We start from the raw sequence: 16313 nt of genomic DNA on the forward strand, positions 1-16313 counted from the left end.
TCAGAGCATAAACGCAGGGATGACGTTTCTGAAAACGCCGCCCCTGAAACCCCGCCCGCCGCCTGCGGAAACGGTATAATCCGCGCCTTAATTTTTCACGAAAGCCCACGCAACCATGCACGAACACTACCACCCCTCCGCCGTCGAGCCTGCGGCGCAGAAAAAATGGGACGAAGCCCGTATTTTCAACGTCTCCGAAGACGCTTCCAAACCCAAATACTACTGCCTCTCCATGTTCCCCTACCCCAGCGGCAAGCTGCATATGGGGCACGTGCGCAACTACACCATCGGCGACGTGTTGAGCCGTTTCAAACTCTTAAACGGCTTTAATGTCATGCAGCCTATGGGCTGGGATGCTTTCGGCATGCCCGCCGAAAACGCGGCGATGAAAAACAACGTCGCCCCCGCCGCTTGGACCTACGACAACATCGAATACATGAAAACCCAGCTCAAAAGCCTGGGTTTTGCGATTGACTGGGAGCGCGAAGTCGCCACCTGCAAACCCGAATACTACCGCTGGGAGCAATGGCTGTTTACCAAGCTGTTTGAAAAAGGCATCGTCTATCGCAAAAACGGCACGGTAAACTGGGACCCTGTCGACCAAACCGTCCTTGCCAACGAGCAAGTCATCGACGGACGCGGCTGGCGTTCGGGCGCGTTGATCGAAAAACGCGAAATCCCGATGTATTACTTCAAAATCACGGATTACGCCGAAGAGCTGCTCAACGACTTGGACAAGCTGGAACACTGGCCGGAACAAGTCAAAACCATGCAGCGCAACTGGATCGGCAAATCACGCGGTATGACCGTGCGCTTCGCCGTTTCAGACGACAGCAAACAAGGCTTGGAAGGCGATTACGCGAAATTCCTGCAAGTTTATACCACCCGCCCCGACACGCTGATGGGCGCGACTTATGTTGCCGTTGCCGCCGAGCATCCGCTGGCAACCGCCGCAGCCGCCGACAAACCCGAATTGCAGGCATTTATCGCCGAATGCAAAGCGGGTTCCGTTGCCGAAGCCGACATGGCGACAATGGAGAAAAAAGGCGTGCCGACCGGCCGCTACGTCGTCAACCCGCTCAACGGCGACAAGCTGGAAGTGTGGATTGCCAACTATGTATTGTGGGGCTACGGCGACGGCGCAGTGATGGCGGTTCCGGCGCACGACGAACGCGATTTCGAGTTCGCCACCAAATACAACCTGCCGAAAAAACAAGTCATTGCCGTCGGCGACAACGTATTTGACGCAAACCAATGGCAAGAATGGTACGGCGACAAAGAAAACGGCGTATTGGTCAACAGCGGCGACTTAGACGGCATGAATTTTCAGACGGCCTTCGACGCCATCGCCGCCAAGCTGCAAAGCCAAAACGCGGGCGAACCGAAAACCCAATACCGCCTACGCGACTGGGGCATTTCGCGCCAACGCTACTGGGGTTGCCCGATTCCCATCGTCCATTGCGAACAATGCGGCGACGTACCCGTCCCCGCCGACCAACTGCCCGTCGTTTTGCCTGAAAACGTCGTACCCGACGGCATGGGTTCGCCGCTGGCAAAAATGCCCGAGTTTTACGAAACCACCTGCCCATGCTGCGGCGAGGCGGCGAAACGCGAAACCGACACCATGGACACCTTCATGGAATCGAGCTGGTATTTCTTCCGCTACATGTCGCCCAAGTTCGCAGAAGGCATGGTATCGACTGAAGCCGCGAAATACTGGGGTGCGGTCGACCAATACATCGGCGGTATCGAACACGCGATTCTGCACCTCTTGTACGCGCGCTTCTTCACCAAACTGATGCGCGACGAGGGCTTGGTCAATGTTGACGAACCGTTTGAACGCCTGCTGACGCAAGGCATGGTCGTTTGCGAAACCTACTACCGCGAAAACGCCAACGGCAGCAAAGACTGGATCAACCCCGCCGATGTCGAGCTGACCTTTGACGACAAAGGCCGCCCCGTTTCCGCCGTCCTTAAAGCCGACGGCCTGCCCGTCGTCATCAGCGGCACGGAAAAAATGTCCAAATCCAAAAACAATGGCGTCGATCCGCAGCAGCTTATCGATGCCTACGGCGCAGACACCGCCCGCCTGTTTATGATGTTTGCCGCCCCGCCCGAGCAGTCGCTCGAATGGAGCGACAGCGGCGTAGAGGGTGCGCACCGCTTCCTGCGCCGCCTGTGGCGCACCGTGTACGAACACGCCAAACAGGGCGCGGTTAAAGCCTTTGCGGGCGATCAAAGCGGCTTGGGTAAAGAACTCAAAGACCTGCGCCACAAACTGCACGCCACCATTGCCAAAGTTTCAGATGACTACGGCCGCCGCCAGCAGTTCAACACCGCCGTGGCCGCCGTGATGGAGCTCTTAAACCAATACGACAAAACCGACACCGCCTCCGAAGCAGGCCGCGCTGTCGCCCAAGAAGTATTAGAAGCCGCCCTGCGCCTGCTGTGGCCGATCGTGCCGCACATCTGCGAAGTGCTGTGGAGCGAAATCAGGCCGTCTGAAAACCTGTGGAGCGCAGGCTGGCCGCAAGCCGACGAAGCCGCACTCGTGAAATCCGAAATCGAAATCATGGTGCAGGTTAACGGCAAACTGCGCGGCAAAATCACCGTCGCCGCCGACGCGCCCAAAGACCAAATCGAAGCCGCCGCCCTCGCCACCGAAGGTGCAGTGAAATTCATGGAAGGCAAAGAGCCCAAGAAAATCATCGTCGTGCCCGGCAGATTGGTAAACATCGTCGTTTAACGCGGCAAACGCACAGAGGCCGTCTGAAAAGGTTTCTTTCAGACGGCCTTTCGCCGTTTCCACATGCCAAACCCGCCGTAGGGTGGGTCTTGACCCACCATCTCCGACGACATTTGCGGCTGTGTTGAAAAAACGGTGGGTCGGAACCCACCCTGCCTAACGGTAAAGGCCGTCTGAAAAACCCTTTTCAGCCGCAGGTCGGATACGTGTATCCGGCATCCCATACGGATACGGCGGCATGACGCTGCGGGAAAACGTCGGATTCGAGAATCCGACCTACAACGGCTCGGGCTGGATGCGTAGAGGCCGTCTGAAAATCAGATTTGAGAATTTCAGACGGCTTTCATATGTCCGCGTTAGAAAGCGCGGATATGTTACGGAACAAAAACCGCGTGCGTCGCCTCGGGGCGACACACCCTACTTGCACGGCAGAGGCCGTCTGAAAAAAACCTTTTCAGACGGCCTCCCGTTCAAACGGCGTGCACGGGCGCGCGCCGCCTTTGTCAGCTTCCCTCATGCCGCGCGGCGTATTCGTCGGTGGCCTGCACCAGCGCGTCGGATACGGCTTTCTCGAAGGAGGAATGCCCGCCCTGTACAATGCGCAGCTCGGCGTCGGGCATGGCCTGTTTCAAGTCCCACGCGCTGCGGGTGGGGGTGCACAAATCGTAGCGTCCCTGCACGATAACGGTGGGGATGTGGCGGATTTTGCGGATGTTGTCCAAGATGCCGCGCCCTTTGTTGAACCAGCCCTGGTTGACGAAATAGTGGTTTTCCAAACGGGCGATGGCCAGCGAGGCTTCGGGGTCTTCGTTGCTTTCCTGCGGCTCGAAGTGCACGAGGTAGTTTTCCCAGTCTGCCCAGGCTTTGGCGGCGGCGAGGACGGTGTGGCGGTCGGGCGAGTTGAGCAGTTCGTGGTAGCTTTCCACCAGTTCGCCGCGCTGTTTTACCGGCACTTGGGCGAGGTAGTGCTGCCATTGTTCGGGGTAAATCATGCTCACGCCGCCGCGTTCGTTGAGCCAGTCGATTTCAAACTGGCGGCAGAGGAAGACGCCGCGCAGGATGAGGGCGCGCACGCATTCGGGGTGGGTTTCGGCGTAGGCCAGCGACAGGGTGCTGCCCCACGAGCCGCCGAATACCAGCCAGCTTTCGATGCCGAGCATTTCGCGCACTTTTTCGATGTCGGCCACCAAATCCCAGGTGGTGTTTTCACGGGTTTCGGCGTAGGGCTTGGAGCGGCCGCAGCCGCGCTGGTCGATGATGACGACGCGGTATTTTTCCGGGTTGAAAAAACTCCGGCACTTTGGCGACGCGCCCGCGCCCGGCCCGCCGTGCAGGAAGATGACGGGGATGCCGTCGGGGTTGCCGCTCTCTTCCCAGTAGATTTGGTGCAGGGCGGACACTTGCAGCATGCCGCTGCGCAGGGGTTCTTCTATCGGATACATCAGGGTTTCCTTTCGTGTTTGGGGAGACTGTTTTGCCGAAGCCGCGTTTTGTCTGCGCCGAAGCTGCGCTTTCAGACGGCCTATGCGCATGTTCGTGCGCCGTGCTGCAATGCCGCGTACAGGCCGTCTGAAAAAGTGGCCGCAGCTTGTCGGCAGGCTGCTCGGGAGTTGGGTTTGCAACCCAAGCTACCTTATTTTTCAGACGGCCTAATCCAAATCCGTTTCGATGTTGTCGATCAGGCGGGTGCCGCCCAGCCGCGCGGCGGCGAGGACGACCAGTTTTTTGTCGCCCGCGTGGGCGGTTTCCAGCGTGTCGGCGCGGCGGATTTCCACGTAGTCGGTTGTCCAGCCGGCCTGTTGCAGGTTGCGCAGGGCGGCCGCTTCCAGTTCGGCGTAGGCCAGATTGCCGCCGCGCAGTTCGGCGGAGATGTTTTGCAGCTCGCGGTAGAGGCGCGGGGCTTGGGCGCGTTCGGTCTCGCTCAAATAGCGGTTGCGGCTGGACAGGGCGAGACCGTCGGCGGCACGGCCGGTATCGACGGGGACGATTTGCACCGGAAAGTCCAAATCTTCCACCAGCCCCTTAATCACGGCAAGCTGCTGGTAGTCTTTCTTGCCGAAGCAGGCAAAATCCGGCTGCACGATGTTGAACAGCTTGGCCACAACGGTGGCCACGCCGCGAAAATGCCCGGGGCGGAAGCGGCCGCACAATTCGTTTTGCAGGTGCGGCGGCTCGATGTTGTAACGCTGCGCCACGCGCGGATACAGCTCGCGCTCGTCGGGCGCGAACAGTACCGACACGCCCTCGCCTTCCAGCTTGGCCGCGTCTTCCTGCAAGGTGCGCGGGTAGCGGTCGAAATCCTCGCCCTGGCCGAATTGCAGGCGGTTGACGAAAATGCTCACAGCCACGCTGTCCGCCCGCTTTTTCGCCTCGCGCACCAAAGCCAGATGGCCTTCGTGCAGATTGCCCATCGTCGGCACAAAGGCCACTGTGCCGGCGGTTTTGCGCCACGTGCGCATTTCACGGATGGTGCGGATGATGTCCATATTGTCTTTTCCTCTTGCAAAATACGCTTTCAGACGGCCGCCAAACCAAATGCAAACCGCTCCGATAAGCCATAAAAAGCGCGATTATACGCCCTGCGTGCCATCCGTGCCGCACGCCGTGCCCAAAATGCGCAAAGGCCGCCCCCGCCTACGCGGGGATGACGTTTCTGAAAAACGCTTTTCAGACGGCCTTTTCCCGTGTAAAGAAACGGTTTACACTTCCCGCTTTCCCGCAAAGGAGCAAACCCGTGAACAACGCAAACCCCAGAAAAATCAAAGCCGGCATCGTCGGCGCAACCGGCTACACCGGCGTGGAACTGCTGCGCCTGCTCGCCGCCCACCCCCATGCCGAAGTGGCCGCCGTAACCAGCCGCAGCGAAACCGGCGTGCGCGTGGCCGACTATTTCCCCAGCCTGCGCGGCGTGTACGACCTCGCCTTTTCCGCCCCCGAAGACGCCCCGCTGGCCGCGTGCGACGTCGTCTTCTTCGCCACCCCCAACGGCGTGGCCATGAAAGAAGCCCCCGCCCTGCTGGACGCGGGCGTGCGCGTCATCGACCTCTCCGCCGATTTCCGCCTGAAAAACCTGGCCGAATGGCAGCAATGGTACGGCATGGAACACGCCAGCCCCGCATGGGCGGCGCAGGCCGTGTACGGCCTCACCGAATGGCGGCGCGACGACATCGCCCGCGCTCGCCTCGTCGCCAACCCCGGCTGCTACCCCACCTGCGTCTCCCTCGCCCTGCTGCCGCTGCTGCGCGCCGGTGCGCTGCGCGAAGGCATGCCGCTGATTGCCGACTGCAAATCCGGCGTTTCCGGCGCGGGGCGCAAAGCGGCGGTCAACACCCTTTTCGGCGAAGCGGCCGACAACTTCAAAGCCTACGGCGTCGCCGGCCACCGCCACCTGCCCGAAATCCGCCAAACCATCGACGCGCTGCAAGAAGGCGTGGCCGCCGGACTGGTGTTCGTCCCCCACCTCACCCCGATGATACGCGGCATGCAGGCCACCGTTTACGCCCGCCTCAAAGACGGCGCAGACCCGCAAACCCTGCTGGAACACGCCTACCGCAACAGCCCCTTCGCCGACGTGCTGCCCGCCGGAAAAGTCCCCGAAACCCGCAGCGTGCGCGGCGCGAACGTCTGCCGCATCGCCACGCAGAAAGCCCCCGGCAGCGACGTGTGGATACTGATGAGCGTGCAGGACAACCTGGTCAAAGGCGCGGCCGGACAAGCGGTGCAGAACATGAACGTCATGTTCGGCCTCGACGAAACGGCGGGTCTGACCCAAGCCGCCCTGCTGCCCTGAGACGGCGGTCGGGCGGTATACCCCACGCAAAAGCAGAGGCCGTCTGAAAAACAATCGGCAGGTCGGGCATTCATGCCCGACTGATAACTAAAAAATGTCGGGCATGAATGCCCGACCTACGGGCTGTTTGCCGTTCGCACCCAATGCCGAAACTGATGTAGGGTGTGTGGCGCAGCCACGCACGCGGTCTTGGCCGTGCAAACCGAAAGGCCGTCTGAAAGCCGCATTGTGCGGTTTTCAGACGCCCTCTTCCGTTTCCGCCACGCCGAACCCGCCGCAGGGTGGGTCTTGACCCACCGTTTCCGGCGATATTTGCGGCTGTGCCGTATTGAAAAAAACGGTGGGTCGAGACCCACCCTGCGTAAGGGCAGAGGCCGTCTGAAAGAACAAATCTTTCAGACGGCCTCTGCCATACTGCGCCGCCTTATTTGCCGCAGAGCGACTGGACGGCGGGGGGGATGGTGCCGCTGCACACCCAGGTGATGTTTTGGCCTTCCTGCAAGGGCAGCATGACCATGGCGTTGTCGCCGTCCACGGGGGTGGCGGTGATGGTGCCTTGCAGGATGCTGACGTTTTCCCAGTGTTTGTGCTGGTTTTCGTTCAGCAGCAGGGCTTCGGTGATGCGGTTGAGCTCGACGCCCTGCGACACTTGTTCGGCGACGAAGTTTTGCGCCGACACCAGCGCGTCGGCGGGGGAGTCGGGGGCGGGGGCGGGTTTTTGTTCGATTTGCGGGGCGGGGCTGCCGGTTACGGGGGAGACGGCGACGGGTTCTTCGAGGCCGGCCAGTTTGTAAACGGGTTGGACGATGTGGTTGAACTGGGGGGCGTAGCGGGTAACGGCGGCGCACGCGCCGGCGAGGATCAGGCAGGCGATGCCGAGAAACGCGCCGCTGACGGCCGCGCCGCCCTGCCCTTTGAAGCCGGCAATAACGGCGAGAACGGCGAGGGCGAGCGGGAGGGCGTAGGCGGGGATACCCAGGCCGGCGGGCAGGCCGCTTTGGCCGGCGATGTTGAGCAGGGGCAGGACGGCGAAGGCGAGGATGCCCAGCAGGAGGGCGGCGGAGCCGGCGGCCGAGCCGGGGCGGCCGCTTTTTTTCGCGGGTGCGTTGTCGTCGAAGGGGGTGTTTTTTCTGAACGGTGAGCCGGAAAATTTCGCCATGATGTGAAGTTTCTTAATGTGATTGAAAAATGGGCGTGATTTTATCAATTTACGTTAAAGCGGGCAACGAGCGGCCGTCTGAAAGGCGGGTTTTCAGACGGCCTGTTGCGTCGGCGGGGTTCAGTTGCGGCCGCAGCAGGCTTTGTATTTTTTGCCGCTGCCGCAGGGACAGGGGTCGTTGCGGCCGGTTTTCGCACCGGTGCGGCGGACGGTTTGCGGTTTGTTTTTGACGGCGTGCCAGTAGGCGGCGATGTCGGCTACGGCGTGCGGCAGGCTGTTTTCGATTTCCTGCTGTTCGGCGTCGTCCAAATCGGGCATCAGGCCGTCTTCGTCGTCGTAGATGCCGCCCAGCAGCATGAGGGGGTAGAACAGGTCTTCAAAGTCTTCGTCGGCGGCGGCGTCGAACCAGTCGGTGGGGGTTTGGTCGACGGCGTAGAGGTAGGCATTGCACCAGGCGAAGTAGTCGGGGTCGCCGTTTTCGTAAGTGTAGAGCAGCAGCGCGGGGGGTTGTTTGGCGGCGAATGCCTGCTGCAATTGCCGCGCCCATTGCGTTACGGCCTCGGCGATGCGTTCGCGCTCGGCATCGGCGGGCTGCGCGTCGCCGATGATGTCTGCAAGGATGAAGGGGAAGCTGTCGCGCCAGTCGTCGGGGCCGCAAACCCAGGCGGCGAGGTAGGCTTGGATTTCGTCGGCGCGCATGGCTTCGCCTTCGGCGGCGCGGGGGTCGAGCAGTTGGGAGAGGGTTTGTTGCGGGGTCATTTTTGTGCTTTCTTGCGGTTTTGAGGGATGGGTTGGCGGCAGAGGCCGTCTGAAAAACGGAAAACGGAGACCGCGTGCGTGGCTTACGCCACACACCCTACTTGAACGGCGAAAGGCCGTCTGAAAACGTGAGGGAACGGGTTTTATAGTGGAACAAAATGAAAGATACCCACCGTAGGCCGGGCTTCAGCCCGGCTAACTCGCTATTTATCCGATATTTTGCCGGGCTGAAGCCCGGCCTACACCGAATACTTTTTATCTGTATCCACTATAGCTGCGCCGAAGCCGGGCTTTCAGACGGCCTCTGTGCTATCCGAGCGCGACCATTTCCACCTGTTGCAGGCTGCGTCCCAAGAAGCGTTCGCCTATGGTTTGGAAGCGCAGGGGGATGTCGCTGACGTAGAAGCGGTAGTCGGGCGCGCCGCCGCTGCCGTCGTTGAGCAGGCCGTGGGCGCAGAGGGCGCGGGCGGCGGCTTCGGCGGTGGTGGCGGCGGAATCGACGAGGGTGAGGCCGGGGGCTTCGCGGTGCAGCAGGGGTTTGAGCAGGGGGTAGTGGGTGCAGCCGAGTACGAGGGTGTCGGCGGTGTCGGCCAGGATGGGTTTGAGGTATTCGCGGGCGGTGAGGCGGGTTACTTCGTGGTCGAGCCAGCCTTCTTCGACGAGGGGGACGAACAGGGGGCAGGCGACGGACTGGACGCGGGCGGCGGGGTTTTTGCGGTGGATTTCGCGGGCGTAGGCGTTGCTGTTGACGGTGGTGTTGGTGGCGATGACGCCGATGTGGTTGTTGCGGGTGGCGGCGAGGGCGGCCTCTGCGCCCGCGCTGATCACATCGAGCACGGGCATGTTGCCCGCCATCTGGCGCACTTTGTGTCCGGCCACGGCGGCGATGGTGTTGCAGGCGATGACGAGGGCTTTGACGTCGTGTTCGAGCATGAAGCCGACGATTTGGGCGGTGAAGGCTTCGATGGTGGCGCGGGATTTGACGCCGTAGGGAACGCGGGCGGTGTCGCCGAAATAGACGATGCTTTCCATCGGCAGGCGTTCCATCAGGGCGCGGACGTTGGTGAGCCCGCCCACGCCGGAATCGAAAACGCCGACGGGGCATTGCGCGGCTGTGTTCATGGTGTTGCTTTTTCTGTGTTTTTGCGGTTTTGAGGCCGTCTGAAAACACTGCTTCGGCGCAGCCGGAACCGGTTTTCAGACGGCCTTTTGTTATGCCGTCAGCACGGCGGGGGCGAAGCGGGCGACGGTGTCGCGCAGCTGGATGAGTTTGCCGTGGAAGAAGTGGCCGGCCTGCGGCACGACGACGACGGGGATGTCCTGCGGCGCGGCCCAGTCGAGCGACTGTTGCAGCTTCACCACGTCGTCGGTTTCGCCGTGGATAAGCAGGGTGCGCACGGGGTCGGGCGCGTCGGGTTCGCGTTCGCGATCGTAATGGCGCACGGCGGGGGCGACGAGCAGCAGCAGGTCTGGGCGGCGTTGCTGCGCGGCAAACAGGGCGACGTAGCCGCCGAAGGAGAAGCCGGCGATGACGAGTTTTCCCGCCTGCGGATGGCGGCTGCGGGCGAAATCGATCACGGCGGTGCAGTCGGCGGTTTCGCCGTGCCCGTAGTCGTGTTCGCCCGCGCTGCCGCCCACGCCGCGCAGATTGGGCAGGTAGCAGTGAAAACCCATGCGACACAGGGCTTTGGCGGCGGTTTGGATGACTTTGTTGGTGTTGGTGCCGCCTTGCAGCGGGTTGGGATGGTTGATCACGGCCACGCCGCGTTCTGCGCCCTGCGCGGGCAGACAAATGGTTTCGAGGCCGCCTGCGGGGCCTGCGACGGTGAGCGTTTCGGGCTGGTTCATGCGTATCTTTCCTGCAACTTGCGCGCCTGTGCGCAAAGCGCGCGATTTTACGGGCGCGGGCGCGGCTTTGTCCATTGCCTCCGCCGTGCGTTTTTCAGACGGCCTCCGATACTTGGGCGGGCAACAGCCTGTATAATCCGCCGCTTTTACCCGATTCAGGTATCCGACCATGATTGAAACCTACCTGCACCAGTTCGGCCTGGCCTTTATGGCCTTTTTCGCCATCATGAACCCGGTGTCCAGCCTGCCGGTGTATCTGAGCCTCACAGACGGCGACGACCGGCGCACGGCGCGGGCGGTGGCGCGCAAGGGGCTGATGATTGCCTTCACGATTGTGGTGGTGTTCGCCTTTGCCGGACGCTACATCTTCGAGCTGTTCGGCATCACCCTGCCCGCCCTGCGCATCGCCGGCGGCATTCTGGTGTTTTTAATCGGCTTCCACATGGTGCAGGGCAACCGTTCGCCCATGCACCGCCCCCCCGCCGCCGCAGCGGAAGACCCCGCCGCCCACGCCAAGCGTTACGAAGAAAAAATGAACGTGGCCATCTCGCCGCTAGGCACGCCGCTTTTGGCCGGCCCGGGCACGATCGCCACGGCGATGAACCTCGCGGCGGGAGACTCGCTGGCAGGCACCGCCGTGGTGGTGGCCGCCTTTTTCCTGCTGTGCTCGATTACCTACACGCTCTACATCTTCGGCCCGCAAATCACGCGGCTGCTGGGCAAAAACGCCATGAACGTGGTAACGCGGATGATGGGTCTGATACTGGCCGTCATCGGCACGCAGATGCTCGTCTCCGGCCTCAAAGGCGCGTTTCCGGTGCTGAACTGAAACGCGGCGGGCACGCCAAACATACGGAGGCCGTCTGAAAACACAATTTCAGACGGCCTCTGCCGTTATGTAGGGTGTGTGGCGCAGCCACGCACGCGGTTTCCGATGTGTGGAACGAAAGGCCGTCTGAAAACCCGGTTTCGTAGGGTGGGTCTTGACCCACCGTTTTTTTTAATACGGCACAGCCGAAAATATCGCCGGAAATAGTGGGTCAAGACCCACCCTACGGCGGGTTCGGCGTGGCGGAAACGGCAAGAGGCCGTCTGAAAACCGCACAATGCGTTTTTCAGACGGCCTTTCGGGTTTGCGCGGCCAAAACCGCGTGCGTGGCTTGCGCCACACACCCTACGGCAGGTTCGCTCAACCCTGCTTCCACGGCAGCCACAGCCGCGCCAACACGTACATCAGCAGCCCTGTGCCGCCGAGCAGGAAAAACACAATCCCCTTTTTGCGCGCGTTGGGGCACAGCCAGTACACGGCGAGGCTGAAACTGAAAAACATCGCCGCCACCGCCCACAAAAGCTGCCGGTCTTTGAAGCGGTTGAGCGTGTAGCTCTCGTTCATCACCACATACATCTGCCACAGCCCGGCGGCGCACATGGCAAACACGCCCGCAGGCAGGAAGAAGAGTCCGAGCAGTTCTTTGTTCATAGCGAAAGGCCGTCTGAAAAAACGAAAACGCGATTATAGCGGGTCGGCGGGAAAGCAGGCATTTTGGCGGCGGTGCCGGTGTGGCGTAAATCGGGGTTGCGCTCCCACAATGCCGCACCATCCGTAGGGTGTGTCGCCCCAAGGCGATGCACGCGTTCCTTGCCGCATCACGGATTCCGTCCTGCCGCAACCGCGTGCGTGGCTTGCGCCACACACCCTACCTGAACGGCGTCAGTTGCAGGTCGGATTCTCGAATCCGACGTTTCCCGCAGCATCATCCCGCCGCGCGGGATGTCGGATACAAGTATCCGGCCTACGGCTGCCTGAACGGCAAGAGGCCGTCTGAATCCGTAGGTCGGGCATTTATGCCCGACGTTTTTTGAGTTTGCCGGTGGTTGTCCGTCGGGCATGAATGCCCGACCTACGGATTTGGGCGGGTGCGTTCCATGTCCTGTAACAAATCCCCGTTCCCGCAAGCTCCGTAACCGCGTGCGTGGCTGCGCCACACACCCTACGGCAAAGAGGCCGTCTGAAAACCCGATTTCCGGTTTTCAGACGGCCTTTTGTCAAAACAACGCCGCGTCAGATTGCGCCGTCAGCGGCTTTGGCCACGCGCCGCCAGTGGTGCAGCAGCGGCTCGGTGTAGCCGTTGGGCTGCGCTACGCCTTTGAAAATCAGGTCGCAGGCGGCGAGGAAGGCGGGAGAGGTGTCGAAGCGGACGGCCATCGGGGTGTAGGCCGGGTCGGACGCGTTTTGCTTGTCCACCACGGCGGCCATGCGTTCGAGCGTGGCGCGCACTTGTTCGGCGGACACGATGCCGTGCAGCAGCCAGTTGGCGATGTGCTGGCTGGATATGCGCAATGTGGCGCGGTCTTCCATCAGGGCGGTGTCGTGGATGTCGGGCACTTTGGAGCAGCCTACGCCCTGCTCTACCCAGCGCACAACGTAGCCGAGGATGCCCTGGCAGTTGTTGTCGAGCTCCTGCTGTTTTTCTTCGTCGCTCCAATTTGTGTCGGCGGCGACGGGGATGGCGAGCAGGTCGGGGAGGTAGTCGGCGGCGGGCTGCGCGGCGAGTTTGTCCTGCACGGCAAATACGTTCACTTGGTGGTAATGCAGGGCGTGCAGGGTGGCGGCGGTGGGCGAGGGCACCCAGGCGGTGGTCGCGCCGGCTTGGGGATGGGCGGCTTTTTGGGCGAGCATGTCGGCCATCAGATCGGGCATCGCCCACATGCCTTTGCCGATCTGCGCCCTGCCCCGCAGGCCGCATTGCAGGCCGGTTTGCACGTTGTTTGCTTCGTAGGCGGCTATCCAGCGGCTGTTTTTCATCTGCCCTTTGCGGATCATCGCACCGGCGTGCATGGAGGTGTGGATTTCGTCGCCGGTGCGGTCGAGAAAGCCGGTGTTGATGAACACGACGCGTTCGGCGGCGGCGCGGATGCAGGCGGCGAGGTTGGCGGAGGTGCGGCGTTCTTCGTCCATGATGCCCATTTTCAGGGTGTGGCGCGGCAGGCGGCAGAGGTCTTCGGCGGCGGCGAATAGCTCGTCGGCAAAGCGCACTTCGGCCGCGCCGTGCATTTTCGGTTTGACGATGTACACCGAGCCGCTGCGGCTGTTTTTGCCGCTGCCGCGCGCGAAGTCGTAGGCGGCGGTCAGGGTGGTGATGACGCAGTCGAGGATGCCTTCGGGGATTTCGTTGCCCTCGGCATCGAGCACGGCGGGGGTGGTCATCAGGTGGCCGACGTTGCGGATGAAGAGCAGCGAGCGGCCGGGCAGCTCGAACGTACCGCCGCCGTCGGGACGGGTGTAGGCGCGGTCGGGGTTGAGGCGGCGGATGAAGGTTTTACCGTTTTTTTCCACCGCTTCTTCCAGCGTGCCGCGCATCAGGCCGAGCCAGTTGGCGTAGACGAGGGCTTTGTCTTCGCCGTCCACCGCCGCCACGGAGTCTTCGCAGTCCATAATGGTGGATAGCGCGGCTTCGAGCACGATGTCTTTGACGCCCGCCATGTCTTGGCTGCCGATGGGGCTGTGTTTGTCGATGAGGATGTCGAAATGCAGGCCGTTGTGCAGGAACAAAAGCGAGGCGGGTTCGGCTTCGCTGCCGGTGTAGCCTGCGAACAGTTCGGGCGATTGGAGGCCGGTTTCGCTGCCGTTGATGAGCCGCGCTTTCAGACGGCCTGCGCTGATGTAGTAGGCCGCCGCGTCTTTGTGGCTGCCGTGTTCGAGCGGGACGGTGTCGTCGAGGAAGCGGCGGCCGAAGGCGATAACGGCTTCGCCGCGCTGCGGGTTGTAGCCTTCGCTCGGGGCGAGGCGGCCGCTGCGTTCGATGGCATCCGTGCCGTAGAGCGCGTCGTAGAGGCTGCCCCAGCGGGCGTTGGCGGCATTGAGCGCGTAGCGGGCGTTGTTGACCGGCACAACGAGCTGCGGCCCGGCCTGTTCGGACAATTCCCTGTCCACGTTGGCGGTGGTGATTCGGAAGGGGGCGGGCGTTTCGTCGAAGTAGCCGATTTCGCGCAGAAAGGCGCGGTAGGCTGCCGCGTCGCCGACGCCGCCCTGCGCTTGGTGCCACTGGTCGATTTTCTGCTGGATGTCATCGCGTGCGGCCAGCAGCGCGCGGTTGCGCGGGGCGAGTTCGGCCACCAGCGCGGCAAAGCCCGGCCAGAAGGCTTCGGCTTTGACCTGCGGATGGTTTGCCAAAAGGTCTTCGCTGATGAAACGGTAGAGATGATGGTCGATTTGCAGACCTGCTGCGGGGATATAGCGGTACGCCATGATGGTTCTCCTGAAAGTTTTTTCTTATGCGTGCCGCACTTATCGCGGCACGGCGCAACCTTAACATCATTTTGCGGATGTGGCAAAGGCCGTCTGAAAAACGGGTTCTGCTTTTCAGACGGCCTTTGGGTTTGGACGGCTGGGGATGCTAAAACAACCGCGTGCGTGGCTGCGCCACACACCCTACGGATGTGTTCAGACGGCCTCTGCCCGCAGCACCCGCTGGCGGCGGGTTTCGCCCAGCACCATGCCCGCGCTGACGGACACGTTCATGCTCTCGACTGTGCCGAACATCGGTATGGCCACCAGCATGTCGCAATGCTCGCGCGTGAGGCGGCGCATGCCCTCGCCCTCGTTGCCCATCACCCACGCCACGCTGTCGGGCAAATCGGTGTGGTAGAGGTCGGATTCGCCGCCCGTGTCGGTGCCGATTATCCAGATGCCGTATTCTTTGAGCTCGCACAGGGTGCGGGCGAGGTTGGTTACGGTGATGTAGGGCACGGTTTCGGCCGCGCCGCAGGCCACTTTGCTCACGGTGGCGTTCAGCCCCGCGCTTTTGTCTTTGGGCGCGATTACGGCGTGCACGCCCATGGCGTCGGCGGTGCGCAGGCACGCGCCGAGGTTGTGCGGGTCGGTGATGCCGTCGAGCACCAGCAGAAACGGCGGCTCGCGCAGGTTGTCGAGCACGTCTTCAAGATGGACATGGTTTCTCGAGGCGTCGATAAATCCGGCCACGCCCTGATGGCGCGCGCCTTTGGCGATGGCGTTTAGACGGCTTGCGTCGGCAAAATGCACGCGCACGTTTTCGTCGGCGGCTTTTTCCAGCACTTCGCGGGTGCGCGCGTCGGATTTGTCCTGCTGGACGTAAAGCTCGGTAATCGATTTGGGGTTTTGCCACAGGCGGGCATTGACGGCGTGGAAGCCGTAGATAAGACGTTGGTTGGCCATGTTTGCGCTTCGGGGAAACGGAAAAGGCGGGATTATACAGGCCGTCTGAAAGGTGTATTGCGGTTTCGGCGCGGACAACAGCGCGGAAGCTGTTTTTCAGACGGCCTGAACGGCAGGAAACGCGTGCGTCGCCTTGGGACGGCACACCCTACTTAATGAAACCGCGTGCGTGGCTGCGCCACACACCCTACCTTACGCGCCGCCTTTGCGTTGTCGGCGAAACGCCTGTTTTTGTAACGCAAGAGGCCGTCTGAAAAGCGGTTTCCCGTTTTCAGACGGCCTTTTTTGGCAATAGGCGCGGGGGCGGTTTACATTCTGCTCAGTTCGCGTTGCAAGGCCTGGATGTTTTGCTGGCGGTCTTGGATGCTGGCGGTGAGCTGGCTGGCGCGGTTTTGGTTTTTCTGGGCACGGGCGACGCTCAGTTCGTTTTGCGCGGTGTTGAGTGCCTGCCGCTCGTTGGCCAATTCCTGTTCCAAAATGCTGCGGCGGCCGCCGTTGCCGGGGGGTTTGGGCAGGTTGAGTTCGGCGGTTTGCAGCGGGGGGGCGGTGCGCACGGGAGCGGCGGAGGCTTTCATGCTGCCGCCGGAGCGGGGGGCGGCGGGGGCGTAGGCGCGGGGGGAGACGGGCAGGCTGGAATAGCTGCCGATCTTGGGCAGGTCGGGCGTGCGGCAGCTCGGCGACGGGCGGGAGGTGTAGACGGTTGTGCCGCCGATGTTGCATTCGTAAACTTTGGCCTGTGCCGCGCCGGAGAAGGCGGCGGCGAGGGTGGCGGCGAGGATGGCCGGTTTGATTGTTTTGCGTTTTGCTTGCATAG

At 62.0% G+C, this 16313-nt stretch carries 13 protein-coding genes; 3 read left to right on the plus strand and 10 right to left on the minus strand.

Annotation, left to right across the window (positions count from 1 at the left end; all coding sequences use genetic code 11):
* Positions 1-115 precede the first annotated feature (115 nt).
* Positions 116-2746 (plus strand): leucine--tRNA ligase, encoded by a 2631-nt coding sequence (gene leuS, locus H3L91_RS07200; RefSeq protein ID WP_007343015.1) that lies wholly within the window; start codon positions 116-118, stop codon positions 2744-2746.
* A gap of 503 nt (positions 2747-3249) precedes the next feature.
* Here leuS and pip read toward each other — a convergent pair.
* Positions 3250-4188, minus strand: a complete 939-nt coding sequence (gene pip, locus H3L91_RS07205; RefSeq protein ID WP_040658940.1) for a prolyl aminopeptidase — start codon at positions 4186-4188, stop codon at positions 3250-3252.
* A gap of 207 nt (positions 4189-4395) precedes the next feature.
* Complete coding sequence (gene panC, locus H3L91_RS07210) at positions 4396-5232, minus strand: pantoate--beta-alanine ligase (protein ID WP_007343019.1); 837 nt, start codon at positions 5230-5232, stop codon at positions 4396-4398.
* Between the two features lie 158 nt (positions 5233-5390).
* Between panC and argC the strand changes: the two genes are divergently transcribed.
* Positions 5391-6536 carry an N-acetyl-gamma-glutamyl-phosphate reductase gene (gene argC / locus H3L91_RS07215; protein WP_007343020.1) on the plus strand — a complete coding sequence of 382 codons (1146 nt, stop codon included), beginning with the start codon at positions 5391-5393 and terminating at the stop codon, positions 6534-6536.
* A gap of 424 nt (positions 6537-6960) precedes the next feature.
* Here argC and H3L91_RS07220 read toward each other — a convergent pair whose 3' ends face one another.
* The 4 genes from H3L91_RS07220 to H3L91_RS07235 all read right to left on the minus strand — a co-directional run bounded on the left by H3L91_RS07220 (position 6961) and on the right by H3L91_RS07235 (position 10302).
* Entirely contained in the window at positions 6961-7695 is a 735-nt protein-coding gene (locus H3L91_RS07220; protein WP_040658944.1) for a hypothetical protein, read from the minus strand.
* A 120-nt stretch (positions 7696-7815) separates the two neighbouring features.
* Complete coding sequence (locus H3L91_RS07225) at positions 7816-8454, minus strand: UPF0149 family protein (protein ID WP_007343022.1); 639 nt, start codon at positions 8452-8454, stop codon at positions 7816-7818.
* 309 nt (positions 8455-8763) lie between these two features.
* The gene (gene murI, locus H3L91_RS07230; RefSeq protein ID WP_007343023.1) at positions 8764-9576 is read right to left on the minus strand and encodes a glutamate racemase; all 813 of its coding nucleotides are present in this window, start codon (positions 9574-9576) and stop codon (positions 8764-8766) included.
* A 90-nt stretch (positions 9577-9666) separates the two neighbouring features.
* Positions 9667-10302 carry an alpha/beta hydrolase gene (locus H3L91_RS07235; protein WP_040659534.1) on the minus strand — a complete coding sequence of 212 codons (636 nt, stop codon included), beginning with the start codon at positions 10300-10302 and terminating at the stop codon, positions 9667-9669.
* Between the two features lie 169 nt (positions 10303-10471).
* On the opposite strand from H3L91_RS07235, the gene H3L91_RS07240 reads away from it, so the two are divergent.
* The gene (locus H3L91_RS07240; RefSeq protein WP_007343025.1) at positions 10472-11131 is read left to right on the plus strand and encodes a MarC family protein; all 660 of its coding nucleotides are present in this window, start codon (positions 10472-10474) and stop codon (positions 11129-11131) included.
* A gap of 360 nt (positions 11132-11491) precedes the next feature.
* On the opposite strand, the gene H3L91_RS07245 is transcribed toward H3L91_RS07240, so the two are convergent.
* The 4 genes from H3L91_RS07245 to H3L91_RS07260 all read right to left on the minus strand — a co-directional run bounded on the left by H3L91_RS07245 (position 11492) and on the right by H3L91_RS07260 (position 16311).
* The gene (locus H3L91_RS07245; RefSeq protein ID WP_007343027.1) at positions 11492-11782 is read right to left on the minus strand and encodes a hypothetical protein; all 291 of its coding nucleotides are present in this window, start codon (positions 11780-11782) and stop codon (positions 11492-11494) included.
* A 582-nt stretch (positions 11783-12364) separates the two neighbouring features.
* The gene (locus H3L91_RS07250; protein ID WP_007343029.1) at positions 12365-14551 is read right to left on the minus strand and encodes a malate synthase G; all 2187 of its coding nucleotides are present in this window, start codon (positions 14549-14551) and stop codon (positions 12365-12367) included.
* Between the two features lie 195 nt (positions 14552-14746).
* Entirely contained in the window at positions 14747-15499 is a 753-nt protein-coding gene (gene rlmB / locus H3L91_RS07255) for a 23S rRNA (guanosine(2251)-2'-O)-methyltransferase RlmB (RefSeq protein ID WP_040658947.1), read from the minus strand.
* A 308-nt stretch (positions 15500-15807) separates the two neighbouring features.
* Positions 15808-16311, minus strand: a complete 504-nt coding sequence (locus H3L91_RS07260; protein ID WP_007343031.1) for a hypothetical protein — start codon at positions 16309-16311, stop codon at positions 15808-15810.
* Positions 16312-16313: the final 2 nt, after the last annotated feature.

The sequence above is a fragment of the Neisseria bacilliformis genome (assembly GCF_014055025.1).
In the GTDB taxonomy this organism is placed as follows: domain Bacteria; phylum Pseudomonadota; class Gammaproteobacteria; order Burkholderiales; family Neisseriaceae; genus Neisseria; species Neisseria bacilliformis.